This window comes from Sphingopyxis sp. LC81, from assembly GCF_000756375.1.
GTDB lineage: Bacteria > Pseudomonadota > Alphaproteobacteria > Sphingomonadales > Sphingomonadaceae > Sphingopyxis.
In genome coordinates this window covers 100,293-127,126 of record NZ_JNFD01000006.1, presented here as the reverse complement: position 1 = coordinate 127,126, position 26,834 = coordinate 100,293, and the positions used below count along the sequence as shown (strand labels likewise).

Genomic DNA, 26,834 nt, shown 5'->3' with positions numbered 1-26,834 from the left:
GTGCCGGGCGTGGGGGTCGGAGTCGGCGTGGGGGTCGGCGTCGGCGTCGGGGTCGGAATGACGATCACGCCGTCACCCGGCGACGCGACGCCGTCGGCACCGCACGCCGCAAGGATGGAACAGGCCACGCCGCTGAGCATGACCAAACGAATGCGTGCGAAAGCCGCCATGAAAATCTCCGTTCCCGGTGCACGCCTCCCGATCGTCGAGCGGCGCCCCTGATGAAAAATCACCGGCGAACGAGAAGAGATGTGCTGGCTCGCCCCCGGTGACGCCGCCACTAGGGTGATTCGATGACGGTCTGACGCCAGAGCCGTGACACTTGGGTGACTCTTTTAAGTCGGTTTGGTGACAAGAACGGCGGCACTAGGAGCCGTCTGCTCGCGCTCGCGAAAATAAATGCGGCGAAGCTCGCTTGCATCACCCGAAAAGCTTTGCTAGGCGCCCGCTCCTACCTGGTGCCGGACCCGTCCGGACCATCATGATGTGCGGTCGTGGCGGAACTGGTAGACGCGCAACGTTGAGGTCGTTGTGGCCGAAAGGCCGTGGAAGTTCGAGTCTTCTCGACCGCACCATCATCGCCATATTATGGCGTAAATTCAGGCATTTAGGGAAAAACCACGCGTTCGCGGTCCACCTTTTAGTCCACCTTTTGCAGGATTAGGCGGACGTACAAACGCCGCCTCCTTGTCTAGATCGTTTAAATCTCTGGATTTTTCTGTCCGGAAAGAATTGCGGATTACAAAGCTATCGACTGCTACTGGCCGTTTGCGGACTGGCAAATTTTCAATGGATCGCTGTCGAAGCGGACATTGTATCGATTTCGTCGCGCCCATCATCGGGCGACGCGCCTGATACTCTAGATCCAAGATACTGAACCACAAAGAAATTTTCTCAAACCTTTGATATATATCAATTATAAAGAAATTTCTTCTAAATCAATTATATACTTCCAAGATTTTTGTCCAAATTTGAGATGAAAGTTTATTAACCTCTTTTCTCTATACATGGACGAGTCTTGTGGGGAAGGCGAATTGAAAGGATCTAGTCCTTTTGAGGAGTTTTCATTATGACCGCGAAAACGAAATTCTCACTAACAGTCTTAGCTGTCATGACTTTTACTGTATCTCCGGCGTATGCAGATGTAACCGGAACGGTCGATGCGACGATTACGCTCGAAGCAGGCTGTATAGTTAACGGGCAAAACTTCGATGACGGGACGTCAGGTGCCGATTTCGGCACGCTCGATTTCGGCACGGAGAACACGCTTTTCTCGCAGGCCGACGCGCAAATATTGAGCGGTGGCGCCGCCTTCACAGTCCAGTGCAGCAACGGCATCACGCCCGTGCTGTCATTCAACGCCGGACTGAATGATGGCGAGGGCGCCGGTGCGGGGCTCCACGCGATGGAGCACCAGACCGACGCCGGGCGGTTCGTCACCTACAATCTCTATTCGGACGCCGGCCGCAACACCGTCATTCCCGTCGGCGGCGACGTCAGCCTCGCCGGGGGCGGCGCCCAGCAAACCGTGAATGTCTACGCCCGCGCCTTTGGCGAAGCGGGGCTTACCCCTGGCGTCTATTCGGACATCATCACGGTGGCGCTCGAGCTTTAGGGGATCGGCCCAGAGGGACTCAGGCCCATGACCCGCACCCTCCGATTGAGACCGCGGATCACCCTGACCTCGCTGGCCGCCCTTCTCGCGTGCGCGAGTAACATTCCGGCATCGCGGGCCGAAACGACTGCCCAGTTCGAGGTTTCGGCGGAGATCGCGCCGGGCTGCCTCGTCGACGGGCTCGGCAGCAGCGGGCAAGCCGGCACGATCGGGACACTGGATTTCGGGGTCGATTCGACCTTTTCGACCGCCACGCACACGACGACGACGACGACGGCGCAAGGGATCCGCCTGCGCTGCACCCCCGGCGTCAATCTGATGATGGGTGTCGATGGCGGCAGCCACGCCGCCACCGGCGCGCGCCACTTGCAGCGCGGCAGCGATACGGCGGCGCGGATCGCCTATGCCCTATGCCGCGACGCCGCCTGCAACCAGCCGATCGCGATCGGCGGCTCGGCCGCGATCGCGGTAACCGGGGCCAATAGCGAGGATGTGATCCTGCCGCTCTTCGCGTCGCTTACCCTGCCCGGCGGGCTGGTCCCGGGCACCTATACCGACACGCTCACGGTCACGCTGACATGGTGACCACCGGTTTTTTGGAGACACGCCGATGAAACAGGGCCTTCTTTTCATGGTCGCACCGGCGCTGCTCGCCGCCGCCGCTTCCGCCGGGGCACAGCAGCCCGGCTCGCTGCTGATCTGGCCGGTCAATCCGGTCATCGAGGGCGACGCGCGCGCCGCGGCGCTTTGGCTCGAAAATCCGGGCAAGGCGCCGATCACGCTGCAAGTCCGCGTCTACGCCTGGGATCAGCAGGACGGCCGCAACCTCTACGCCGAGCAGAGCGAGGTCATCGGCACGCCGCCGATCGTCAGCATCGAACCGGGACAGCGGCAGCTGATCCGTTTGACGCGCACCTCATCGCCCGCCGCGGTCGCGGAAAAACCCTATCGGGTGGTCGTCGACGAAATCCCGGTCGCACGGGAATCGGCCGCTCCGGGCGCTTCGGTGAGCTTTCGCATGCGCTATTCGCTCCCGCTTTTTTCCCATTCCCCACGCGGCGACGGCAAGGTCAAGCCGCCCGCACCGGCGCCGCAAATCTCCTGGCGCGCCGGTGCGGATGCCGGGGGCCGCTTCCTCGAGATCCACAATCGCGGGGCCGGCCATGCGCGGCTGACCGACGTGAGCTTTGCCACCGGTCCACAAAAGTCGCCCGTCGCTGAGGGTTTGCTCGGATATGTCCTCCCGGGCGCGTCGATGCGCTGGCCGCTGCCGGGAAATGTCGGCGGCACCGGCGACCTGGTCGCGACGGTCAATGGAAAGGCCGGCGTTCGTATCGAGCGCCGGCACGAATAGTGCTTCATGGCCGGCTCGCTCCATCTGCCGGCGCATTCCCGATGGGCGATGATGTTCGCAGGCGCGCTGCTGGTGCCGGGTTTCTTCCACGCCGCCTGTGCCGAAACAGGGCGTGACGGTTATGGCGACCTGCCGCCCCCGCCGCAGCACATCGACCCCGCCGCGGAGCAGCGGCTCGAACTCGAACTGTTCGTCAACGGCATGCGCAGCGGCATCGTGGCGCCAGCCGTGAAACAGGGTTCGCGGTTCCGGCTCCGCACCGCGGACATGCGCCGCGCCGGAATTTTGCTTCAAACAACAGGCGAGACGCTGTTCCTCGACAGCCTCGAAGGTCTTCGTGCCGACTATGACGCGCCGCGCCAGCAATTGCACCTGACCGTATCGCCCGAATATCTGCCCGCCCAGCGTGTCGGCCGCGACAAACGCCGTTTCGAGCGCGCGCAATATGATATCGGCGCGCTGCTCAACTACGACGCCTATGTCAGCGGCGGCGACAGGACGCCGGTCCAGGCGTCATTGTGGCACGAAGCCCGCATATTCGGCCCCGCAGGCATCGTCTCGACGACCGGAGCGCTGCGGTCGGGCAGCGCAAAAAATTATGTTCGTTTCGACACCTATTGGCGTTGGTCCGACGAACGGAGCATGACGACCATCGAGGCGGGCGACATCATCACGCGCAGCCTGCCATGGGCACCCGCGGTCCGTCTGGGCGGGCTCCAGATCTCGCGTGACTTTTCGGTGCGCCCCGACGTCGTCACCTATCCGCTTCCCGAATTCGCCGGCAGCGCCGCGCTGCCCTCGACCGTCGACCTCGTTGTCCATGGCCAGCGGGTCGCCGGCGCCGATGTGAACCCCGGCCCCTTTGCGCTCGATACGCTACCGCCGATCAACGGCTATGGCGAGGCCAATCTGATCGTTACCGACATGCACGGACGCAGCGTCTCGACGACGATGCCCTTCTATATCAGCAGCGCGCTGCTGCGCCCGGGGCTCACCGACTATGCCGCCGCCCTCGGCGCCTTTCGCCGCAACTATGGCATGAAGAATTTCGACTATGGCGGTCTCGCCGCCAGCGCTTCGGCGCGCCATGGCGTGACCGACGGCCTGACACTCGAAGTGCGCGCGGAGGTCGCCGACGACATGCAGCTTGCGGGCGGCGGCGCGGTCGTCAAGCTCGGCAACTTCGGCACCGTCAGCGCATCCTACAGCCGCAGCTTTCGCGACGGGTCCGACGGCGGCGAGTTGACGCTCGGCTATGACTATCAGACCCGCGGCTTTTCGATCGGGCTGCGGCACCGCCGGCGCGACGGTGATTATACCGATCTCGGCCTGCTCGACCGCGAGGGTCTCGGCGGCTGGGAACGGCTGACGGCGGTGACGGCCAGCCTGTCGCTCGGACCGGCGGGCACGCTCGGGATCGGCTATTTCGATTTCCGGCAGGCACTGGTCCGCGATGCGCGACTCGCAAACATCGCCTGGGCTCTTCCCCTTTGGGGCGAAAGCCGTCTCCACGCCTCGCTATCGCGCGAATTTGTCGAACGGAGCTGGTCGGGCGCGCTGACCCTGAGCGTTCCGCTCGGCGGCGGCATACTCGGCGCCGGCGTCGTGCAGGGTCAGAATGGACGCACCGGGCTGCGCGCTGACTATTCGCGCGCGGCGCCGGTCGAGGGCGGTTTCGGATGGAATGCGAACGCGGTGAGCGAAGACGGCGCCAGCCCCTATTGGCGCGGCGACATGACCTGGCGATTGCAGCCGGTTCAGCTGCGCGCGGGCGCCTATGGCCGCGACAAGGTCACCGGATGGCTCGGCATCAGCGGCTCGCTGGTGTTCATGGACGACGCCGTCTTCGCCGCCAATCGCGTTTCCGACGCCTTTGCGGTCGTCAGCACCAATGGCGAGCCGGGGATTCCGGTGCGCTATGAAAACCAGCTGATCGGCACGACCAACGCGAACGGCCAATTGCTCGTCCCATCCGCGAGCGCATATTATCCCGGGCGCTACGATATTGATACGCTGTCGCTCCCTGCCAACGTCAAGGCACCGGTGGTCAGCCAGCGCGTGGCCGTCGCGGCGGGCAGCGGCCATATCATCAAATTCCCGGTAGAACATGTGACCGCGGCCCGCGCAACGATCAGGACCGTCACCGGCGAGCCGCTGCCCGCCGGGGCGGCTGCAACAATCAACGGCACACTGTCCACTTATGTCGGCTGGGACGGAATACTCTTTGTCGAACGGGTGGCGGCCGACAATCGGGTGGAGATTGAGCTGGCTGATGGCGGCACCTGCCACGTCACCTTCGCCGCCGACCCGAAGGCCGACGACATTATTGAACTAGGGGAACTGACATGTCGACGCTGATGCGCACCATCCGCGCACTGTCCGCACTGACGGTCGCGACGCTGATATCCACCGAGTCCTCGGCTTGCACGACCTCCACCACGAGCACCAACCTGGGGAACGCGAGCTCCTATGCCGTTGCCACGACGCCGCAGCAGGGGAGCGGTTCGGCCGGCCTCCAATGCAACATCGTCCTCGCCGCGCTCGCTACCCATTATGTCGGCCTGCGCGTCGATGCATCGACCTTCCAGCTCACCGGCCCCACGGGACAAACGATCGCCTACACCGCCGCGCTGACCGCCAATGGCCCACCGCTGACGGTCGGGAACTTCCAGGATCTGTCCTCGACCAGCCTCGTCAGCCTCTTCGCCGGAACGAACAACAGCGTCCCCATCTATTTCCGTACCGCCGCCACTCCCGGCTTGCGCGCGGGCGACTATTCCGGCTTTCTCGATTTGCGCTGGTATTATTCGGTCTGCTCGCTGGGCGTCGCTGTATGCCTCGCCCATTCGAGCAGCCCCGGCTTCGTCCGCCCGATTCTGGGCCCGCCGACGACATGGGGAAGCGGCGTCGCAGTCCGGGTCAATGTCCAGCTGACAGTGGAGAATGACTGCATCATCACCGCGCCCAATGCGAGCTTCGGCACGGCGCCGCTCGCCGGCAGCTTCAATCCGATCACGCGCACCATCTTGATCCGCTGCAGCGCGGGGGCCGCCTACACCGTCGGCCTCGGCGACGGCAATAATCCCGACAATGGCGTGCGGCGCATGCGCAGCGGCAGCGATTATCTGCGCTATGAAATCTACAAGACCACCACCTCGCCCGACCGGTGGGGATCGGTCGGCAGCGCCCGGCGTGGGAGTGGAACGGCCGACACCAATCCGGGCGTCTATGATTCGGTGACCACGCAGGAATTCGGCTATCGCGCTGCTATCCTGGCCGGCCAGGCCACCCCGCCACCCGGGCTTTATACCGATACCATCCTAGTCGACGTCGCCTTTTGACTCGTGAACCGCAATCCGAAACCTCGTCCGCTTTGCAAGGGAATGATCGCAGGCATCGTGGCTCTTCGGTATCGACTTCCGGTGACGAAAGGCATGGACGAAAACAGATATCGCCAAGAGTTTCCCGCCTACATGTCAAATGACGGCTTTTGGGTCAGCGCGTTCAAGTTCGAATAGGCTAGATCGGGCGCTCAGCGGTCACTCTCCGCCCCCTATCTCCATTTGAACGGGGCATGCGGAACGCGGCATCCACCCGTGGCGCTTACGCATATATTATTCCTTTAAGGAATATGATCTCATTAGAATGAATTGGACTGCCACCAAGCTTTCCAACACCTTCAAGTCCAATCGCACCTGCCGTCACGACGGCGGACAAAGGCGATGGGTTTGGAGAGCTGAATGTCCGGAAGCAATTCCCCTTGGATGAATGAAGAGTTATCGCTGCTTCGTGATGCGGCGTCGCGTTTCCTGGCGCAAGAAATGGTGCCGCAACGCGAACGCTGGGAAGCCGAGGGAATTGTCGATCGGGCATCCTGGCGCAAGATGGGCGAAGCAGGGCTGCTGTGCGCGAGCATTCCCGAAGCCTATGGCGGCGCTGGCGGCACCTATGCCCATGATATCGTCATTTTCGAAGAGATGGCCCGTGCCGGCCTGACTGGAGGCCTGGGCAGCGGGGTCGGCGTGCATGCCGGCATCGTCGCGCATTATATCCTGTCCTATGGCACCGAGGAGCAGAAGCTCCGGTGGCTGCCGGGCCTCGCGTCGGGCGAGAAGATCGGCGCGATCGCCATGACCGAGCCGGGCACCGGGTCCGATCTGCAAGCGGTCCGCACGACCGCGAAGCGCGACGGCGATGACTATGTGATCGACGGGTCCAAGACCTTCATCAGCAACGGCCAGAATGCCGACCTCATAATCGTCGTTGCACGGACCGGCAGCGAAGCGGGGGCGAAAAGCATGTCGCTGATCGTCGTCGAAACCGATGATGGCGATCAGGCACAAGGGTTTCGCCGGGGCCGCAATCTCCACAAGATCGGGATGAGCGCGCAGGACACGTCCGAGCTGTTCTTCGATGGTGTTCGCGTGCCCATAGGCAATTTGCTCGGCACCGTCGAAGGCCAGGGCTTTACCCAGCTAATGGTGCAGCTCGCATGGGAGCGACTGCAACTCGCGATCATCGCCGCGATCAATATGGAACAGGCGGTCGCGATGACGACGACCTATACCAGAGAGCGGCGCGCATTCGGCAAAACACTCTTCGAATTCCAGAACACACAGTTCAAGCTCGCCGAATGCGCGACGATCGCGACCGTCGCACGCGCCTTTGTCGATGACTGCATCGTGCGCCTGCTCGCCGGCCAGCTCGACAGCGACACGGCGGCCAAGGCGAAACTCTGGACCGCCGAGCAGCAATGCCAGGTCATCGACGAGTGCCTGCAGCTGTTCGGCGGCTATGGCTATATGACCGAATATCCCATCGCGCGGCTCTACGCCGATGTTCGGGTCGGCCGCATCTTTGGCGGCACCAGCGAAATCATGAAGACCATCATCGCGCGCTCGCTGTGACGCGCGCCCTATAAGCAAGTGGATAGAAAAATGGCTGAACAACTCCGTTACGATAACAAGGTCGTCATCATCACCGGCGCGGGCGCCGGGCTTGGCCGCCAGCATGCACTGATGTTCGGTGCGCGCGGCGCGAAGGTCGTCGTCAACGATCTGGGCGGCGACATCGCCGGCGGCGGCAAATCGTCCGCCGCGGCCGATGCCGTGGTCGAAGAGATCAAGGCGCTGGGCGGCGACGCCGTCGCCAATTATGACTCGGTCGAGGATGGCGCGAAGATCGTCCAGACCGCGCTGGATGCGTTCGGGACCATCGATGTCCTCGTCAACAACGCCGGCATCCTCCGCGATACGAGCTTCGCGAAGATGACCGACGCCGATTGGGATATGATCGTGCGCATTCATCTGAACGGGACCAAGGCCGTCACCCACGCCGCTTGGCCGATCCTGCGCGACAAGGCCTATGGACGCATCGTGATGACGACGTCGGCGGCGGGCATCTACGGCAATTTCGGCCAAGCCAACTATTCGGCCGCGAAGCTTGGCATCTATGGCTTGGCCAACACGCTCGCCGAAGAAGGGCGCGCGAAGAATATTCTCGTCAATACGATCGCCCCGATCGCCGCCTCGCGCCTCACCGAAACCGCCTTTCCCGAAGAATTTCTCGCCAATCTCAAGCCCGAGGCGGTCAGCCCGCTGGTCGGATGGCTCGCGCATGAGAGCTGCACCGAAACCAAGGGGCTGTTCGAGGTCGGCGCGGGCTATATCTCGAAGCTGCGCTGGGAGCGCACGCGCGGATACAGCTTCGGGGCCGATCGCGCCTTCACGCCCGACGATGTGGCACGGCAATGGAACAAGATCACCGATTTCGCCGATGCCGAACATCCCGTGACCGTCAACGACACCTTCACGGCGGTGATGCAGGCCGTGAACACAAAGACTTTCGGCGGCAATGAATTCATCGATCTCGATGTCGCGATGCGAGAGGAGCTGGTGCTCGAATCCGCCTATGACGAGCGTGACCTCGCCATCTATGCGCTGGGTGTCGGTGCCGCACGCGACCCGATGGACGATGACGAGCGCAAGTTCGTCTATGAGCTCGGCGACTTTCACGCGCTGCCGACCTGGGGCGTGATGCCGCAATCGAACGCGATGCTCGCCAAGGCGAAGGACGGCGGACTGAAGCTTCCAGGGATGAGCTATGGCTTTGACCGGATACTTCATGGCGAACAATATACCGAAGTGCGCGGACCGCTTCCCAAATCGGCCAAGCTCAAGCACATTTTCAAGTTCAAGCAGGCCTATGACAAGGATCCCCACGCTGTGGTGGTGTTCGGCGTCAGCACGGTCGATGAGCATGGCGAAGAACTCGTCTATAACGAGATGACCTCTTTCGTGAAGGGCGCGGGCGGCTGGGGCGGCGAGCGCGGCCCCTCGGCCGACATCAATGTGCCACCGGCGCGCAAGCCCGATGCCATCGTCGAGGAAGCGACCGATGCCAACCAGACCTTGCTCTACCGCCTCTCGGGCGATTGGAACCCGCTCCACGCCGACCCCGCATTCGCCAAGGCGTTCGGGTATGACAAGCCGATCCTGCATGGTCTTTGCACCTTCGGTCATGTCGGCCGTCATGTGGTGAAGGCGATGCTCGGCAATGATCCTCGCAAGTTCAAGAGCATCAAGGTGCGCTTTGCCGAACCGGTCTTCCCCGGCGAGACGCTGGTGACAAAGATGTGGAAGGAGGCCGACAACCGCGTGATCGTCGAGACGAGCGTCAAGGAACGCGGCAAGGTCGTGATCAAAAATGCCGTGGTCGAATTCTATGACGAGATACCGGTTCGCAAGCCGAAGGCCGCAAGCCAGGACACCGACGCGGCGGCTGCGGCCCAACCTGACAAGGTCATCCCGCAGGACGTGTTCGCGGTAATCGCCGATCATGTCGCGGGACATCCCGAGCTCGCCGCCAAGGTCGACACGGCCTTCCAGTTCAAGCTCAACAACCCCGAATCCCATTGGGTGCTCGATCTGAAGACCGGGGCCGATGCCGTTCGCGAAGGCATTGCCGACAAGGCCGACTGCACGATCGAGCTCGACGCGGACCTGCTGCACACCGTCGTGACCGCGCCGCTCGCCGATGTCCAGAAGCTGTTCTTCGGCGGTCAGATGAAGGTCGGCGGCGACGTGATGGCGTCGAACAAGCTAAGCGAACTCTCGGTGATCGACCCTGATCGGTACGACAAGGCCAAGGCAAGACGGCTTGCCGGTAATGTGACATGACCCGCATGGGTCAAGGACAGGAGATGGAAATGGCCGCCAGCGAGACTGAAGTGGAAGCCGCCCTGCGGCGGATCTTCCCGATCTACGAGCATGCCGGCCTGACCGTGGAATCGGCGCGTGACGGCATCTATCGGGTCCGCCTCCCGCTGAACCGCGAGAATGGCAACCACATGAACACCGTCCATGCTGCTTTGCAATGGGCCGCGGCGGAGGTTCTGGGCGGTCTGGTGGTCATGGCCGTTTTCGGCCTGGAGCAACTGGACAAGATGTACGGTGCGGTCCAGTCGGTCTCGATCGATTTCCAGCGCCCGGCCCGGTCGGCGATCGTCGCCGAAGCCCTGTTCGACGAGCGCGAGGCCCGGCGGATCGAACAGATGATGGGGGACGGACAGGATGCGACGTTTCGCCTTCACGCGGTCGTTCGGGACGAAGGCGGCGCAACAGTGGCGGTGACCGAAGCCGTCTATGTCGTGCGCCCCCTGCGCCCTGCCAAGGCAGACGTGCGGCTGGACCGTGCCGCGATGTAGCGGACCTGGTGAATGGACGGACCGCCACAAGAGCGGCTGTGGAGAGGAATCATATGTACCTGACTCAAGGCGTTCACCGATCGGTTCAGATCAACGGCAGTGGCACTGCGACGTCATTCCAAGGCCGCAAGCGAAACTGGCGTGAATTTGGCGACCGCGTCGCCCGGCTCGCCGGGGCGCTCCGTGCACTGGGCGTGGGCCCCGGCGACCGGGTGTCGATGCTGGCGCATAATTCGGATCGCTATGTCGAACATTATTACGCGGTGTTCTGGGTTGGCGCCGTTGCGGTTCCCGTGAACACGCGCTGGAGCATGGCGGAAATCCTCTATTCGCTCGACGATTCGACGCCGTCGGTCCTGCTGTTCGACGACAGTTTTGTCGATCAGGCGGCGGCGTTGCGCGACGAGGCCGCGTCGCTGCTCCATCTTATTTACGCTGGCGAAGGAATATCTCCCGACTGGGCGCAGGACTATGAGCGGCTGATCGCCGAAGCCGCCCCGGTCGAGGACCTGCGGCATGGCGGCGAGGCGCTGGCGGCGATCATGTATACCGGTGGGACGACGGGGTTCCCCAAGGGTGTCATGCTGAGTCACGCGGGGCTTATCTCCAGTGTGCAGTCGATGGGCGCGATGACGCACCCCGGTCGTCACTCCATCACCTTGCATGCCCCTCCGCTCTTTCACATGGCTGCGGCGGCCATGATGTTCTCTGCGACATTTTTCGGCGGATGCCATTCGATCATCCCCGGCTTTGTTCCTGCGCTCGTCTGCGATGCGATCGCGGCCGACCGGATCACCGATATCCTGCTGGTTCCGACGATGGTGAAGATGCTGCTCGATCATTGCGACGAGCATGGCGGCGACCTGTCGTCGATCCGGACGCTCGTCTATGGCGCCGCTCCGATGCCCGAACCGGTATTGCGCCGCGCTATAACGGCGTTGCCCGATGCGCAGCTTTTCCACGGCTATGGCCAGACCGAGCTGTCGCCGGGCGCGACGGTCCTGTCGCCCGAATATCAGCGGCTGGACGGTGACCTGTCCAAACTTGGCTCGGTCGGCCATGCGCTCCCGGGGATCGATGTGAAAGTTGCTGCGGACGGCGGCAGCGAACTGGCGCGCGGCGAGGTCGGCCAGGTCTGGGTTCGCGGCCCCAATATCATGATGGGATATTGGAACAAACCCGAGGTCACCGCCGCGACTATCATCGACCATTGGGTGCTGACCGGCGACGCCGGCTATATGGATGCCGACGGCTTCCTGTTCATCGTCGACCGGGTCAAGGACATGATCATCTCGGGCGGGGAAAATGTCTTTTCCGCCGAGGTCGAGAATGCGGTGCTCAAACATCCCGCCGTTGCGGATTGCGCGGTGATTGCCGTGCCCGACGATCAATGGGGCGAGCGCGTGCATGCGATCATCGTCCCGCGCGCGGGGGAATCCGTTACGCTCGATATACTGATTGCCCACTGCAAGACGTTGATCGCCGGCTATAAATGCCCGCGCTCGTGCGAAGTTCGCGAACAACCGCTTCCGCTTTCGGCGGCAGGCAAGGTGCTGAAAACCGAATTGCGCGCGCCATATTGGGCAAAGCAGGACGCGGCGTGATGCCCCCTCCCGATGCGGTGATGCTCGACCCACTCCTCTACGCGCTCGACGGCGACGTCGCGACGATCACATTCAATCGTCCCGATCGGTTGAATGCCCTCACCTTCGGGATGATTGACGATTTGGCGGCCATACTCGATCGGGTGGTCGAAGAAGGCGCGCGTTGCCTGCTGCTCACGGGCAACGGACGCGGGTTTTCGACCGGAGCCGACCTTCAGGAGATGGATCTGGATGCGTTCGCCCGCGACATAGGCCAAATGTTCGTCGAGCAACTCAATCCCGCCTTCGAGAAGCTCGCGAACCTTCCCATTCCCATCGTTACCGCGGTGAACGGGCCGGCGGCGGGCGCGGGGTGTTCGCTTGCCCTCTATGGGGATTTCGTCGTCGCGGCCCGCTCTGCCTATTTCTACCAGTCGTTCGCCAATATCGGACTCGTGCCCGACGCCGGGGCGACCTGGATCATTCCAAGGCTGATCGGACTCCAGCGCGCGGGCAGAATGCTGTTGCTCGGCGAAAAGATCAGCGCCGAGCAGGCCTGCGACTGGGGCATGATCCATGCCTGTGTCGATGATGAGGAACTTGCTGGAACCGCTCGTGCACTGGCGGATCGGTTGGCCAAAGGCGCGACGACCTCGTACCGGCTGATCCGACATGGCATGCGCGCGGCCCTGAATCAGAGCTTTTCCGAGACGCTCGCGATGGAAGGGCACGACCAACATGCCGCCGCCCAGACCGCCGATTTTCGTGAAGGCGTCACGGCTTTTCTCGCACGTCGTCCGCCGAACTTCTGCGGCCGGTAACCACCTATGCCGTAGCGTCATGCTATGAGTAGCAGGAATAACTCGGCAAAGGTTTGAATTGGACGCCTGCCCTACGGAATAGGACACTTTCCCTCGAAAACAAAACCAACATCCGAGGGAGAGGGAATCTCATGAAGAAATATCTGTTGCTGGCTTCCGCATTGCTCTGGCCAGGATCGGCATTCGCCCAGAATGAAGCGGCGTCGCAGTCCGACCGGGCGACAAGCGCGCTTAGCGAAGACATCGTCGTCACTGCCACGAAGAAGGGTTATGGCGAAAATGTCCAGGATGTGCCGATCGCGGTGACCGCCTATGGCGAGGCGCAACTCGACGCCAAGTTCGTTCAGAACCTGCAAAGCCTGAGCTATGATGTTCCCAACGTCCAGCTCGAGGACGTGGGTTCCACGCCGGGTTATGCGAACTTCTCGATCCGCGGGCTTGGCATCAACAGTTCGATCCCCTCGATCGACCCGACGGTCGGCGTCTTCATCGACGGCGTCTATCTCGGCATCAACGCCGGGGTCGTGTTCGACAATTTTGACCTCGAGGGATTGGAAGTGCTGCGCGGCCCGCAGGGTCTGCTCTTCGGGCGCAATGTCACCGGCGGCGCCGTCGTCGTTCGCACGTCGCGACCGAGCTTTGATTTCGAGTTCAGAGGCAAGGCATCGGTCGAGACCGGCCTCAAAAAGACCGTCAGCGGCGTCGTGACGGGGCCGATTGTCGACGACGTCGTGGCCGCAAAACTCGCGGTCTATTACAGCGACGACGATGGCTGGTTCCGCAATCGCTTCGACGGCAAGAGCTTTGGCAAGGCGAAGGATCTGATCATCCGCCCCGCCCTATCGATCCGGGGCGGCGACGATTTCCGCATGGATATTCGCTATGAGCACGGCGAAACCAAAGGCGACGGCCCCGCAGGCCAAAATCATGGGATGTTCAGCCGCGACAGCTTCGACTTCTCGGTCAACAATCCCGGTTTTTACGACAACAAATGGGATCAGGCGAGCGTCGAGACCAATGTCGATGTCGGCTTTGGTGAGGGTGTCATCACCAATATCGCGGGTTATCGGCGCTATCGATCCTCCGCGTCATCCGACATTGACGCCACGCCGCTGTCGCTTTTCAATGCCGACATCGAGATCGCGCAGAGCCAGCTCAGCGACGAACTTCGCTATGCCGGAAAATTCGGTGCCGTCGATGTCACCACCGGCCTGTATTATTTCACGCAGGACATTCGTTACGGCGAGCGCCGTACCCTGCTTGGCGGCCGGCAGATCGTCTCCGGCGGCGGCGCCCAGGATCAGACGACCTGGGGTGTGTTCGCTTCGGCCGACTGGCATTTGAGCGAGACGCTGACGCTGAACCTCGGTGGTCGCTACACTTGGGAGCGCAAGGCCGTGCAAGTGTCGACGCTCCGGCCCAATGGCTGCAATCTCGATACGACCATCTGCACGACCAACTTCGCCGACAGCGACAAATGGAAGGGCTTCACGCCCAAGATCGGCCTGCAATGGCAACCGGGCGACGATACGCAGGTCTATGGCGTCTACACCCGCGGCTTTCGCAGCGGCGGCTATAATCTGCGCAACACCGATCCGGGCGTTCCGCCGGGACCGTTCGATCAGGAAGTGCAGGACAGCTTCGAACTCGGCGTGAAGCAGCAGTTCGGCCGCAACCGGATCAACGTTGCGGGTTTCTACAACCGGATCAAGGATCTGCAGCGCGAGATCGTCCTGCCGGGGCCGCTCGGCGCCAGCCAGGTAATCCGCAACACCGCCGATGCGACGATCAAGGGGATCGAAGCCGAGGGACTGTTCTTCATCCTCCCGAACCTCGCGCTGTCGGGCCAGGTCGGTTATGTCGACGGCCAATACCGCAATGTCCAGTTCGACCTCAGCGGTGATGGCGTGATCGACGGCGTCGATCGCGAGCTCAAACTGCCCCGCCTGTCGCCGTGGACCTATGGCGCCGGCCTCACCTACGATCAGCGCCTCGGTTCGTTCGGCACCGCGACCGCGCGGGTAAGCTATAACCACCGCGACAAGGCCGCCTTCACCGACAATAATCGCGGCTTCCTCCAGGGTGCGGACATGCTCGACGCGAGCCTGACGCTGGCGACGGCGGACACGCATTGGAAGTTTTCCATCTATGGCCGCAACCTGCTGAACGAAGCCACGATCGGAGCCGATCTACAGCTTCCGGCCGCCTTTGGCGGGGTTGGCGCCAGCTTCTCGCCCCTCAACAAGGGGCGCGTGATCGGTGGCGAGGTAGCGGTCAGCTTCTGAAGCACCGAAACGAGGCGCGGCAGTTCTCCTCTCTCTGGCCGCGCCTCGTTTTTTTTAACCGCCAACGATTCCCCGCGCCTGCAGGTCGGCGATGTCCGCGGCTTCATAGCCAAGCGAGGCGAGCACTTCTTCGGTATCCTCGCCCGCGACTTGCGACATCCGGGGCTCTTCGGTCATGGTCCGGGTGTAGCGCGGTGCCGGAGCGGGCTGGACCTTGCCATCCACATGAAGGAAGGTGCCGCGTTGCTGATTATGTGGATGGAGCGGTGCCTCGGCCAGCGACAACACCGGCGCGAAACAGGCATCGGAACCCTCGAGCAGGGCGCACCACTCTTCCCGGGTCCGCATCCGGAACAGTTGGTCAAGGCTGGCCCCCATCTCCGGCCATGTCCTGGCGTCGAAATGATTGGACGGCAGGTCCGTCGCTTCGACCAGCCGAAGCAGTTCCCGGTAAAATTGCGGCTCGACCGGACCGATGGCAATGAATTTGCCGTCCGCGGTTTCATAGCTGTCGTAAAACGGAGCCCCCGTATCAAGCAGATTGGCGCCGCGTTCATCGCGCCAATTACCATTTCCATAGAAGGACCAGATCATGCTCGCCAGCACCGCGGCGCCATCGACCATCGCGCAGTCGATTGCCTGGCCCTGGCCGCTTTGCCGGGCATGAAGGATCGCACTCACCATTCCGAAAGCGAGCATCATCCCGCCGCCGCCGAAATCGCCGACGGCATTGGCGGGCGGCGTCGGCTTCTGGCCGGCGCGCCCATAGGTGTGCAGATTGCCCGAGAGCGCGATATAGTTGATGTCGTGCCCTGCGGTGTGTGCGTAGGGGCCCTCCTGCCCCCAGCCGGTCATCCGGCCGTAAACGAGGCGCGGATTGTCCTGCAACAGGGCGTCCGGCCCAAGACCCAGGCGCTCCATCACCCCCGGACGAAACCCCTCTATCAGACCATCGGCGTCGCGGCACAGATCGCGAATGATCGCAACGCCTTCCGGCGATTTGAGATCGACCATGATCGACCGCCGCGAGCGCGCCAATATGTCATCCGAAACCCCGGGTGCGAAGCCCGGACCGTCGCCCGGCCGTTCGATACGGATCACCTCCGCGCCATGATCGGCGAGCATCATGCCGCAAAACGGCCCCGGCCCGATGCCGGCAATCTCGATAATCCGCAGTCCAGCCAATGGTCCGGCCATACATCCTCTCCTCGTTGAAAAGGGAAAGATTGGCGGAGCCGATGCTTTTGTTCTAATTCATTATCATCATGAATCATGCCCGAGAGGAATGATATGTTCGATTCCCGATTGAAGCATGCCGTGGCGGTGGGAAAGCTCGGTTCCTTCTCGCGCGCTGCGGACGATGTCGGCGTCACCCAGTCGGCGGTGACCAAGAGCGTCGCCGATCTCGAGCGACAGCTTGGCTATCCCTTGTTTCACCGGACCTCGCGCGGCGCGCTGCTGACCGAAGAGGGTCGCGATTTCATCGATCGCGCCTCGCGTCTCCTGTCCGATGCCGCCGAATTGGTGGGCGACACCGAGCGAAGCGCCGATCCGTACAAGGGGCTTTTGCGCATCGGCATCTTCCCGGGCTCGCTCGAGTGGATGTTGACAGAGCCGCTCCTCGCACTGCTGAATCGTCGCCCCAGCATTCGCATCGAGATGGTGACAGGGTCCAGCGAACGGGGGGTCCAGCTCTTGACGCGCGGCGACATCGATGTCGCTTTCGGCATGCACGCCGCGTTCGCCAACTGGGCCCAGTTCAAGTGCGAGAAAATGGGCGTGCTCGACGCCGTACCGTTTGTCCGCCGCGAGCATCCAATCCTCGCCATGGGGCCGGTAACGGTGGAGACGCTCACCCAGTTTGATTTCGTCGTCCCTTCGTCCTCCGAACCCTACACAACCGCGGTGCGCCGGATGTATGAAGCAAGCGGACAGGCCTTGGGTGACCGCCTGCATGTGATGGACTTCTTTCCGCTCATCGAGCGTCTGGTCGCCTCCTCGGATACCATCGGCTTCGTTGCCGTCGAATTTGCCAACAGCCGGCGATTCCAGGAACGGTTCGTGGCGTTGCGGGAAACCAACTTTTTCGAAGGACCGCCGCTATGCTGCGCCATACGGGCCCGCTGGCCCGCCAAGCCGGCGACCAGGGCGATGATCGCCCAAGTGCGCGAGAGGCTAGGCTAGGCTGCGTCCGCTTCGGTCGCGTTGCGGAGCATTATTCCATAGATGAATAGTTCCGGACTATTTTGAATTGGACCCGATGCCGGCGTGCATCCGATACGTCTCCACGGAACAATGAATCTGTCGGAGAGAAGAAAATGGCCAAATCTGAACGCGAAGTCCTTGTCGCTGGTGTGGGCATGGTCCCCTTCACCAAGCCGGGCGCCGGTCCCGCCTATGATGAGATGGGATCGCAAGCGATCCGCCTAGCTCTCGCCGACGGCGGCATCGACTATGCCGATGTGGAACAGGCTTATGCCGGCTATGTCTATGGCGACAGCTGTTGCGGCCAGCGCGTCGTCTATCAGGTCGGGCTGACCGGTATTCCGGTGTTCAACGTCAACAATAATTGCTCGACGGGCTCGACCGCGCTCTATCTGGCACGGCAGGCGGTCGCGAGCGGCACGGTGGAATGCGCGATCGCGGTCGGCTTCGAGCAGATGACGCCGGGCGCGCTCGGCGCAACCTTCACCGACCGACCGAGCCCTTTTGTCGACTTCAACACCGCAACCGATGCGCTCGTCGATACCGAACTCCCCCTCGCGCTCAAATATTTCGGCGGTGCTGGCCTTTCGCACATGCAGAAATATGGCACGACGATGGAGGATTTCGCCAAGATCCGCGCGAAGGCGAGCCGCCATGCGGTGAACAATCCGCTTTCGGTCTTCCGCAAGGAAATGAGCGAAGCCGACGTGCTCGGCGAACAGCTGATCTGGCCCGGCGTGATGACTCGCCCGATGGCGTGCCCGCCGACCTGCGGCGCGGCGGCCGCCATTCTCGTCTCGCCCGAATTCGCCAAGCGTAACGGCCTCGCGCCCGGCGTCCGTATCGCAGCGCAGGCGATGGTGTCGGACCAGCCCTCGACCTTCGATGCCAACGACATGATGCAGGTCGTCGGTTACGACATGACCGGGCGCGCGGCCCGGCAAGTCTATGAGGCCGCCGGTGTCGGCCCCGAAGACATCCGCGTCGTCGAACTGCACGACTGCTTCGCGCACAATGAGCTCATCACCTATGAAGGACTTGGGCTATGCCCCGAAGGCGGAGCCCAGAAATTCATCGCCGATGGCGACAACAGCTATGGCGGACGCGTCGTCACCAATCCATCGGGCGGACTTTTATCGAAGGGTCACCCGCTCGGCGCCACGGGCCTCGCTCAATGCTATGAACTGACCCATCAGCTTCGTGGCACCGCCGACGCACGCCAAGTCGATGGTTTACGTCATGCGCTGCAGCATAATCTCGGCCTCGGCGGAGCATGCGTCGTCACGCTCTACGAAAAGGTCTGAGAAAAATGGTCGAAGACTCAGCATCGTGACAAAGTAGGCTTGTCGATGCTGAGCCTCGCAGGCTGAAGGCCGATCGTCTCATACACCTAGAATTCTCTGCTTGTCGAACGACCTGCAACTCATTGCAGCGCGGATCGGCGCTTCTGGAACGGGTTGAATGACAGCTTTCTGGCGCAGATCAATCATGGCCTGAACGACTGTCATTGAGGCGCCAAGCCGACCTTCATCTGCTCCGACTTCACCCATCCTGTAATAAGAATGCCTGCCACTGCTGCAAAAGACCGCGCCGCTTCTCAAGCCGATCCGAGCGCTGGTAGGCGCCGACAACGCCGGTATCGACGACGTCCCCAAACAAGCCTCTTTGACCTCGAACTGCGTCCGCCTGTTCCTCCCCGCTCAGTCGGATTTCGTTACGACCTTCGAAGGCGCGCCAAATTTGCAAAAGCTGTCAATGTCATGCGCTGGCCCCCCGCCCGAAGGGGCGTGCACACGCACGAAATCGGCGGGTTCCACCTTATCGAACTGGCCGCGCTCCCATTTGGCGATGACGGTCGCAGCCACGGCGTTGCCAACGACATTGGTGGCCGAGCGCCCGATGTCGAGGAAATGGTCGACCGCAAGTATCAGAAGCAACCCGGCCTCGGGAATGTCGAAGAAGCTTAGTGTTCCGGCGATAACCACGAGACTTGCGCGCGGAACACCGGCGATGCCCTTTGAAGTGATCATAAGGATCAACAGCATCGTCAACTGTTGCCCCAGAGTCATGTCGATGCCGTAAGTTTGCGCGATGAACATCGTCGCAAAACTCATATAGATCATCGATCCGTCGAGGTTGAAGGAATAGCCAAGCGGTAAAACGAAACTGGCAATCCGCGGCGGAACCCCGAAGCGATCGAGCGCCTCAAGCGTTCACGGATAGGCCGCTTCGGACGAGGCGGTGGTGAAGGCGAGCAAAAGCGGGTCGCGAATATATCGCACGAGCAGGACCGTTCGCTTGCCGACAAACAGAAAGCAGATCGCAATCAGGCAACACCATAAAAGGCCGATCGCAATATAGAAACTGAGCATGAAATAGCCAAGGCTACCAAGAATCTCAGGGCCACGCTCGGCCAGCGTCGATGCCACCGCGGCAAACACGGCGAAGGGCGCAAAGCGCATCACATAGCCAGTCACCTGCACCATCGCCTCGACGCCGCGGACGATCGGCGCAGCTTTCTCGCCCACGGCGGTTATCGCGACACCGATGAACAGCGAAAAGACTACGATCTGGAGAATCTCATTCTCGGCCATCGCCTCGATGCCCGACGCGGGAAAGATGTGCGAGACAAAGGTCCGGAAATCGAAGGCGGCCTTGTCGATCCCGCTTGCGGCGTGCGCCGGCGGGGTCGGTATGTTCAACCCGACACCCGGCTCGAACAGATTGACGAGAAGAAGACCCAGCGACAACGACAAGAGGCTCGCGGCGATGAACCAGAGCAGCGCCCGCCCGCCGACCCGTCCCAGTGCAGCCGTGTCGCCCATATGCGCGAGCCCCGAAACCAGCGTGGCAAACACCAGCGGCGCGATGATCATCTTGATCAGTCGCAGGAAGACGTCAGTCACGACTGAGAGATAATAGGCGATGCTCTTCAGCGTTTCGCTGCCCGCCCCGCCCCCATCCTCGAACACCCTGTTCAGCGTCAGGCCGACGATGACGCCGAGCACCAGCGCAGCGAGAATGGTATAGGTCAGATTTCTCGCCATGCGGAATTCTCCATGAATTCAAGACAACGCGCGGCAAGGCGTTATGCACGCGATTATCGCCCGTTGCCGACGGGCAACGGGACGCATCCGACAATGCTGCTACGGTAGGAAAAACTGTTCAGGCGTTAGGGTGTTGTGTCGGCCTTCGCCGGCCCGGGCGCCGCCAGCAGCCGGTCGATCGGTAGCACTTCGCCGTCGCGCACCACGGTATTCACCTTGAACAAGTCGCGGACGTCGGCCAGCGGATCACCGTCAAGGATGACCAGATCGGCAAGCTTTCCGACCTCTATGCTGCCCAGATATTTCTCGACACCCGTGATACGCGCAGACTCGATCGTCGCGGAACGCAGCGCCTTGTCCGCGCCATAGGCTTCGGCAAAATGCATGATCTCGCCGATCTCGCCAAAACCGTAGCTGACGGTGCCGCCGTCGGTGCCCGCGCCGATCACAATCCCCGCATCGCTGAATTTCTTGAGCGTTGCGAGTTCGTCATGCGCAGCCTCCACCGCACGGTCGCCATGGACCTTCTCGAAATAGCCCATCGCACGCTTGTAAGCGGCGATGTACCGCGGCGGAAATGCTTTGACCTGTGGCAGGTCGAGCAATCTTGGCAGCTTGCGCATCTGGTAGGTAAAGCTCGTCCCCGGCAACCGCCCGCCCGACGTCGGGCTGATATACATTCCCGAGAGGCTGAGCAGCTTCACCACGTCATCATAGGCGCGGTTGTTCATCGATATGCGATCGGAAAACTGCATCCGGTCGCGCGTTCCCATATGCTCGATCGCGTCCACGCCATAGGTGGCGGCGGGATAGAGTTCGTGCGACGCGACCATCAGCCCGTGACGATGCCCGAAGTCGACAATGCGACGCTGCACCTCGTGCGTCATCGTTTCGTAGGTCTTGATAAAGTCGTAATCGAGATCGAGAGCCCGCTGGAGCTCCATCTCCAGCTGCGCGTCGGGGCCGACGCCGACGTTCATCCAGTAATAGAGCCGGTCGCCCTCGAGGATCACCGAATAGAATTGGCGCGGTCCGAGGCGGCGACCGCTGGCCCAGGCTTCGCGGCGTTCGAGCGCTTCATAGGGCTCGGCGCCCGGTTCGCGCACAGATGTGACGCCGAAAGACAACCAGGTGCGCCCCGGCGTCTCGCCATCGCTGACAAAATGATGGATATGCGTCTGGATCAGGCCGGGAATAACGGTCTTGTCCTGCGCATCGATGATGCGCGCGCCCGGCCAATCGGCACGGCGCGGAACAATCTCACTGATCTTGTTATCGTCGATCACAATATCGAAATCGCGGCGGTAGCCTGCCGTGACCGCGTCAAAGACGCGCCCGGCGCGAATAACCGTGCGCTGCGGCGCGGTCTTGCGCTGCCATGTCAAATCGAGCGCGATGTCCTCGATCGCGCCATCGACCAGCGAAATGCGCTTGAACGCCGTGCCGTCGAGATAGACGATCGCCTTTGAATCGCCTGTCCAGCTCGGGTAACTGGCATAGGCTCGCGACAGCTGCACCGGAGCCTCGACAATATCGCCCTGCGCATCGACCGCGGCGCTCCACAGCACGCCCTGATGAAGGTAGGCGATCTTGCTGCCGTCGGGCGACCAGGCCGGCGCGGTCTGACTGCGCGCCGAGATCGAACGGCTCTTGTCGGGCGTCGAAAAGCGTGTCGCACCAGTCGCGACATCGATCGTCATGAACTCATTATGCCCCTTGCGGAACCGTTTCGCCGGAGCCCGCAGAACAAGGGTCATGATCGACTTGCCATCGGGCGACCAGGTCGGACTGGAAGGCAAAAACAACCCGTCATGAACCTGGCGCAGCTTGCCCGTCGCGACGTCGACGATGTTGAGCCGTGCGGCGTGCCAGTCGTTGGCGTCGCGCATGAACACCGCGATGCTCGTGCCATCGGGCGACCAGGCCGGCTGCATGAGATCATTCTCGGTCTGGGTCAGCCGGCGCTCCGTCCCTGTCGCTACATCGCGAATATAAAGATCGGTCGTACCGACGCCGCGGCGATCGGACAGATAGGCAATCCGCCGTCCATCGCGCGACCACGCCGGATCGGCATCGAGAAAGGCGTCGTCGGTGAGTTTTTTGGGCTTCGCTTCGCCAATATCGAGCCGCCAAAGGTCACCGAGCGCGGTGAACAATATCGCCTTCCCGTCGGGCGACACCTGCGGGCGCATGATACCCTTCACCGGCCGCGGGCCCGTCGAAGCGAGGTCGAAGCTGCGCTTGGGATATTCGGCGCGCGATTGCACGTCGAACCGCGCACGAAAGGGGATTACCGATGACTTGCCGCCGATGCGGCGCGTCTTGATCTGACCGTCGGCCGCATAGGACAGCGTGTCACGATCGAGCCATGAAGCGCCGGTCGGGAAGACATCCTCTTTTGGATCGTCGGCGCGCGTCTCAGCGCCAGTCGCGACATCGACAATGCGCAGCGAGCTCTCGGCGCGATCCTCATTATAGCGATTGATCACGATGCGGGTGCCGTCGGGACTCCATCGCGGCAACGCGAGGTCGTCGCCTTCGACCGTCAGCAGCTTGCGCGCCTGCCCGTCGGTTTCGACGACCAGACTCTGTGCACGGCCCGCCGCGGCGATATAGGCGATGCTGCGACCGTCGGGCGATGCATCGGGATAAAATTCGTCGCTTGCGGGATCGCTCGACGCGGCGCTAACCTTGTCGATCGTGCCGCTTGCGACATCGACCCGCCAGATATCGAAGCTGTTGCCGCGATCCGATCCGAACAGGATCGCCCGGCCGTCGGCGGTCCAGTGCGGTTCACGCTCGTCGCTGGTGCCAAAGGTCAGCTGACGGCGTTCGCTGCCGTCCGGACGGCTGACCCAGATGTGCCAGCCACCGTCCTGGTAATATTGAAAGGCGAGCCACTTGCCGTCAGGCGACCAGGCGGCAAAGCGTGCCTCGTCCATCAGCGGGGTGATCGGCCGCGCCGTCCCGCCCTTGAACGGTACGATCCAGATCCGGCCCTGAAGATCGATCGCCACCGCTGACTTGTCCGGCGACGGCACCGCCGCGAAATTGGTGCCCTCCCCCACTTCGAACGACACCTCGCGCGCCGACGCGGTGCCCGCGGCAAGTGCGATCAGGCTGGGAATCAGCAATTTGAGCATAGAGCGCATGGTCGGCCTCTCAGCGGGGTCCGGCGAGAAGCCGGTCGAGGGTGTAGACTTCGCCGTCCTTAACGACGGCGGAGACGTTAACGAGGTCGGTGATGCGGGCAAGCGGATCGCCCGACAGGATCACCATGTCGGCAAGCTTGCCCGGTTCGATCGTGCCTAACAGATCCTCGACATGGTTGAGGCGGGCGGATTCAATCGTCGCCTGCTGGATCGCTTGCGCGGGCGTCATACCAGCCTCGACATAATAGAACATTTCGCCAAAAATGCCGAAACCGATATTGTAAAAGGCGGTGTCGGTCCCGGTCGGGATGGGAACGCCGGCGGCGATCAGCGTACGCAGCGGCCCGGTGGATTCGGCCAGCAGCCTGGCGTCGAAGGTAGACTTGCCCGGGACGACGGCGCCGGCAATCTGGCGCGAGTTACGAAAACGCTCAGGCAGCAGTTTCATTTGCGGCAGGTCGATCATCGACCGGCCCGCTTGCTGCAGATAATAGCCGCCCGTGCGCATTGAACCGCCGATCGCGGTGGGCACAACGGCCATCCCCGACTGCGCATAAATTTGCGCGACGTCCTGATAGATGTTGCCGAGCGCCGACTGCCGATCGCCGATCGAAGCGCGATCGCGCGCCGTCAGATGCTCAACGGCATCGGCACCGAAACGCGCCGCCGGATAGGCGTCGTGCGAGGTGACAGGGATACCCAGCTTGTGCGCAAACTCGATTGTTCGCTTGAGGAAGGGGGCGTCGAGTTGCTCATAGGCCTTGATGAAGTCGACATCGAAACGCGCGGCGCGATCGAGTTCCAGTTCGAGCGCCGCGGGGGAACGCACCGGGAAGGACATGGGGTAATAGACCCGTCCGCCCTCGATCAGTCCGGTGGTGAACAGTCGCGGCCCGATACGGCGCCCGCTCGCCCAGGCTTCCTTTGACTCACGCCCTTCGCTCGGTTCGGTGCCCGGCTCGCGGATCGACGTGACGCCATAGGACAGCGCGACGCGCCCGGTAATCTCGCCGTTGATGATGAAATTGTGGATGTGATTTTCGAACAGTCCGGGGATCACGGTCTTGTCGGAAGCGTCGACGATCTCGACGCCGCCCCAGTCGGCGCGCCGCGGGACGATCTCCTTGATGACATTGTTTTCGACAAGGATGTCGACGTTGGTGCGATAGTCGAGCGAACGCGCGTCGAACAGCCGGCCAGCGCGGATCACCTTGCGCCCCTTCGAACGATGCGGGGTCCAGTCCAGCGTCAGCGGGATGTCATCGATCGAACCATCGTCGATGTTGAGCCGCTTCAGCTTGTCGACCGATGTAAAAATGATCGCTTTGGAATCGGCGGTCCAGCTCGGATAATCCGCAATGTCACTGGTCAGCCGGCGCGGCGTGCCGTTGAACTTGCCATCGCGGGTCGTCATGACAGACCAAAGCGCGCCATCCTCTACGAAGGCGGCCTGCCGGCCGTCGGGCGACCAGCTGATGCCGTTGGCCGAACGGATGCCAAGCGCGACACCCGGGGTGGGGCTGACAAAATGCGGCGGCGAACCGTCCAGCGGGACAAGACGGACTTCGTTGAGCCCCTTGCGATACCGTTTGGAAATATAGTCGAGCGCCACCGAGGCAATCGCGCTGCCATCGGGAAGCCAGCGCGGCGGGCTGGGCTTGAACTGCGCCTCATCGAGCTTGCGCAGCTGGCGCGTTCCCAAGTCGAGGACATGGAGCGTGTTGGCGTGCCAGTCGCCATGGTCGAGCATGGTGACTGCAATGCTTTTGCCGTCGGGCGAAAAAGCCGGCGCGGTCAGGTTTTCTTTGGTTTCGGTTGCACGTTCTTCGCGGCCGGTCTTCATATCACGCACATAGATGTCCATGATGCCGTTGCCGCGGCGGTCCGACGCGAAGGCAAGCTTCGATCCGTCGGGCGACCACGTCGGATCGATGTCGACCCATGGATCATCGGTGAGCCGCTCGGGCTGCGCCTTGCCGATCGTCAACAGCCAGATGTCGCCCAGCGCGACGAAGGCAATCTTGCGGCCGTCCGGCGAAACGACCGGGGACATGATGCCCTTTGCCGTCTGCGGCGCCGACGACAGGAAGTCCTGACGTTTGAAGCGATAGGGTTCGGGACGCGCGACCTCGAAGCGCGCAGCGAAGGAAATATCCTTCGCCTTCGCGCCGCGGCGTGTGCGGATCTTGCCGTCGGCGGCGTAAAGCAGCCCGCCGTCCGCGCGCCATTGGGGCCGCCCGGTAAAGACATCCTCGCGCTCGCCGCTTTGGCGCATGATCGTGCCGGTCGCCGGATCGACGATGTTGAGCGCACTCATCCCCGCGTCGCGGCCTTCGTTGACCTCGCGATATTCGACATATGCAAGCCGGCTTCCGTCGGCATTCCAGACCGGGCCAACCAGCTCATTCTTCGATGACAGGAGGATGCGGTCCTTCCCGCTCTCGCGCACCACCAGGTTGCGATCGTCCTGACTGGCGGAGACGAAGGCCAGACGTCCATCGCGGGCGACGGCGGGAAAATATTCTTCCGCCTGAGACTTCGTCAACTGCTCCGGGGCGCTGCTATCGAGCCCGACCTTCCAGACATCGAAATTGCCCGCGCGGTCGGAACTGAAGAATATCGTCTTGCCGTCGGCGGACCAGGCCGGTTCGCGGTCGTCGGACATGCCTTGGGTGAGCTGGCGCAGACCGGTGCCGTCGCGCGCGACGATGAAGATGCGCCAATGTCCGGCCGAGAAATGCTGAAACGCTATCCATTGGCCGTCGGGCGACCAAGCGGGCAGACGCGCCTCGTCGGGCAGTTCGACCAGATAGGATGCCGCGCCGCCCTTGGCGGGCAGGATACGGAGTTCGCCCTGAAGGTCGATGACGATTCTCTTGCCGTCGGGCGAGAGCGCCGCGGCAAAGTTGGTTCCTTCATCGACGGTGAAAGTCCGGGTTTCGGCCAGCGCCGGCGGTGCAGCCAACGAACTCATGCCCAACAACAGCGCGGCCCATTTTTTCATTTATCGTCCTCCAACCCAACATTTAGGGGCCGGACCCCAATGGATCCGGCCCCGTCCGTAGTG

16 protein-coding genes, 1 tRNA gene and 1 pseudogene are annotated in these 26,834 nt (G+C 62.3%); 14 read left to right on the top strand and 4 right to left on the bottom strand.

From position 1 onward, the window contains the following. The first annotated feature begins 488 nt into the window (after positions 1-488). From FG91_RS04035 to FG91_RS03980, 12 genes are all read left to right on the top strand, one after another. A tRNA-Leu gene (locus tag FG91_RS04035) sits at positions 489-575 on the top strand. A gap of 494 nt (positions 576-1,069) precedes the next feature. Beyond that, complete coding sequence (locus FG91_RS04030) at positions 1,070-1,615, top strand: Csu type fimbrial protein (protein ID WP_037512261.1); 546 nt, start codon at positions 1,070-1,072, stop codon at positions 1,613-1,615. A gap of 27 nt (positions 1,616-1,642) precedes the next feature. Beyond that, a complete protein-coding gene (locus tag FG91_RS04025; protein ID WP_052187285.1) occupies positions 1,643-2,200 on the top strand; it encodes a Csu type fimbrial protein in 558 nt (185 codons plus the stop codon). A 25-nt stretch (positions 2,201-2,225) separates the two neighbouring features. Beyond that, positions 2,226-2,969: a fimbrial biogenesis chaperone gene (locus FG91_RS04020; protein WP_037512259.1), complete on the top strand. Its 744-nt coding sequence runs from the start codon at positions 2,226-2,228 to the stop codon at positions 2,967-2,969. A 6-nt stretch (positions 2,970-2,975) separates the two neighbouring features. Continuing rightward, on the top strand, positions 2,976-5,327 hold the full coding sequence (locus FG91_RS04015; protein ID WP_037512256.1) for a fimbria/pilus outer membrane usher protein: 2,352 nt from the start codon (positions 2,976-2,978) through the stop codon (positions 5,325-5,327). Then, entirely contained in the window at positions 5,315-6,310 is a 996-nt protein-coding gene (locus FG91_RS04010) for a Csu type fimbrial protein (RefSeq protein ID WP_052187284.1), read from the top strand. Before FG91_RS04015 ends, FG91_RS04010 begins: the two co-directional genes overlap by 13 nt. 423 nt (positions 6,311-6,733) lie before the next feature. Next, positions 6,734-7,876 carry an acyl-CoA dehydrogenase family protein gene (locus FG91_RS04005; protein WP_200878399.1) on the top strand — a complete coding sequence of 381 codons (1,143 nt, stop codon included), beginning with the start codon at positions 6,734-6,736 and terminating at the stop codon, positions 7,874-7,876. Positions 7,877-7,906: 30 nt separating this feature from the next. Continuing rightward, positions 7,907-10,147 carry a peroxisomal multifunctional enzyme type 2 gene (locus FG91_RS04000; RefSeq protein ID WP_037512250.1) on the top strand — a complete coding sequence of 747 codons (2,241 nt, stop codon included), beginning with the start codon at positions 7,907-7,909 and terminating at the stop codon, positions 10,145-10,147. A 23-nt stretch (positions 10,148-10,170) separates the two neighbouring features. Next, positions 10,171-10,674, top strand: coding sequence for a DUF4442 domain-containing protein (locus tag FG91_RS03995; RefSeq protein WP_052187283.1), 504 nt, complete (start codon positions 10,171-10,173; stop codon positions 10,672-10,674). Positions 10,675-10,727: 53 nt separating this feature from the next. Continuing rightward, entirely contained in the window at positions 10,728-12,278 is a 1,551-nt protein-coding gene (locus FG91_RS03990; RefSeq protein WP_037512248.1) for an acyl-CoA synthetase, read from the top strand. Further along, positions 12,278-13,078 (top strand): enoyl-CoA hydratase-related protein, encoded by an 801-nt coding sequence (locus FG91_RS03985; protein ID WP_235211933.1) that lies wholly within the window; start codon positions 12,278-12,280, stop codon positions 13,076-13,078. The genes FG91_RS03990 and FG91_RS03985 overlap by 1 nt, the downstream gene beginning before the upstream one ends. A gap of 131 nt (positions 13,079-13,209) precedes the next feature. Further along, a complete protein-coding gene (locus tag FG91_RS03980) occupies positions 13,210-15,363 on the top strand; it encodes a TonB-dependent receptor (RefSeq protein ID WP_037512245.1) in 2,154 nt (717 codons plus the stop codon). A 54-nt stretch (positions 15,364-15,417) separates the two neighbouring features. Here the strand turns inward: FG91_RS03980 and FG91_RS03975 are convergent, their stop codons facing one another. Beyond that, entirely contained in the window at positions 15,418-16,560 is a 1,143-nt protein-coding gene (locus tag FG91_RS03975; protein WP_037512242.1) for a CaiB/BaiF CoA transferase family protein, read from the bottom strand. A gap of 93 nt (positions 16,561-16,653) precedes the next feature. Between FG91_RS03975 and FG91_RS03970 the strand changes: the two genes are divergently transcribed. Together FG91_RS03970 and FG91_RS03965 are read left to right on the top strand one after the other, a co-directional pair. Next, on the top strand, positions 16,654-17,547 hold the full coding sequence (locus FG91_RS03970; protein WP_037512342.1) for a LysR family transcriptional regulator: 894 nt from the start codon (positions 16,654-16,656) through the stop codon (positions 17,545-17,547). Positions 17,548-17,681: 134 nt separating this feature from the next. After that, entirely contained in the window at positions 17,682-18,872 is a 1,191-nt protein-coding gene (locus FG91_RS03965) for a lipid-transfer protein (protein ID WP_037512239.1), read from the top strand. Positions 18,873-19,268: 396 nt separating this feature from the next. Here the strand turns inward: FG91_RS03965 and FG91_RS03960 are convergent. From FG91_RS03960 to FG91_RS03950, 3 genes and pseudogenes are all read right to left on the bottom strand, one after another. Further along, a pseudogene (locus tag FG91_RS03960) lies at positions 19,269-20,615 on the bottom strand (dicarboxylate/amino acid:cation symporter). Positions 20,616-20,740: 125 nt separating this feature from the next. Then, on the bottom strand, positions 20,741-23,767 hold the full coding sequence (locus FG91_RS03955) for an amidohydrolase family protein (protein WP_052187282.1): 3,027 nt from the start codon (positions 23,765-23,767) through the stop codon (positions 20,741-20,743). Between the two features lie 10 nt (positions 23,768-23,777). Then, positions 23,778-26,771: an amidohydrolase family protein gene (locus tag FG91_RS03950; protein ID WP_037512237.1), complete on the bottom strand. Its 2,994-nt coding sequence runs from the start codon at positions 26,769-26,771 to the stop codon at positions 23,778-23,780. Between the last annotated feature and the right edge of the window lie 63 nt (positions 26,772-26,834).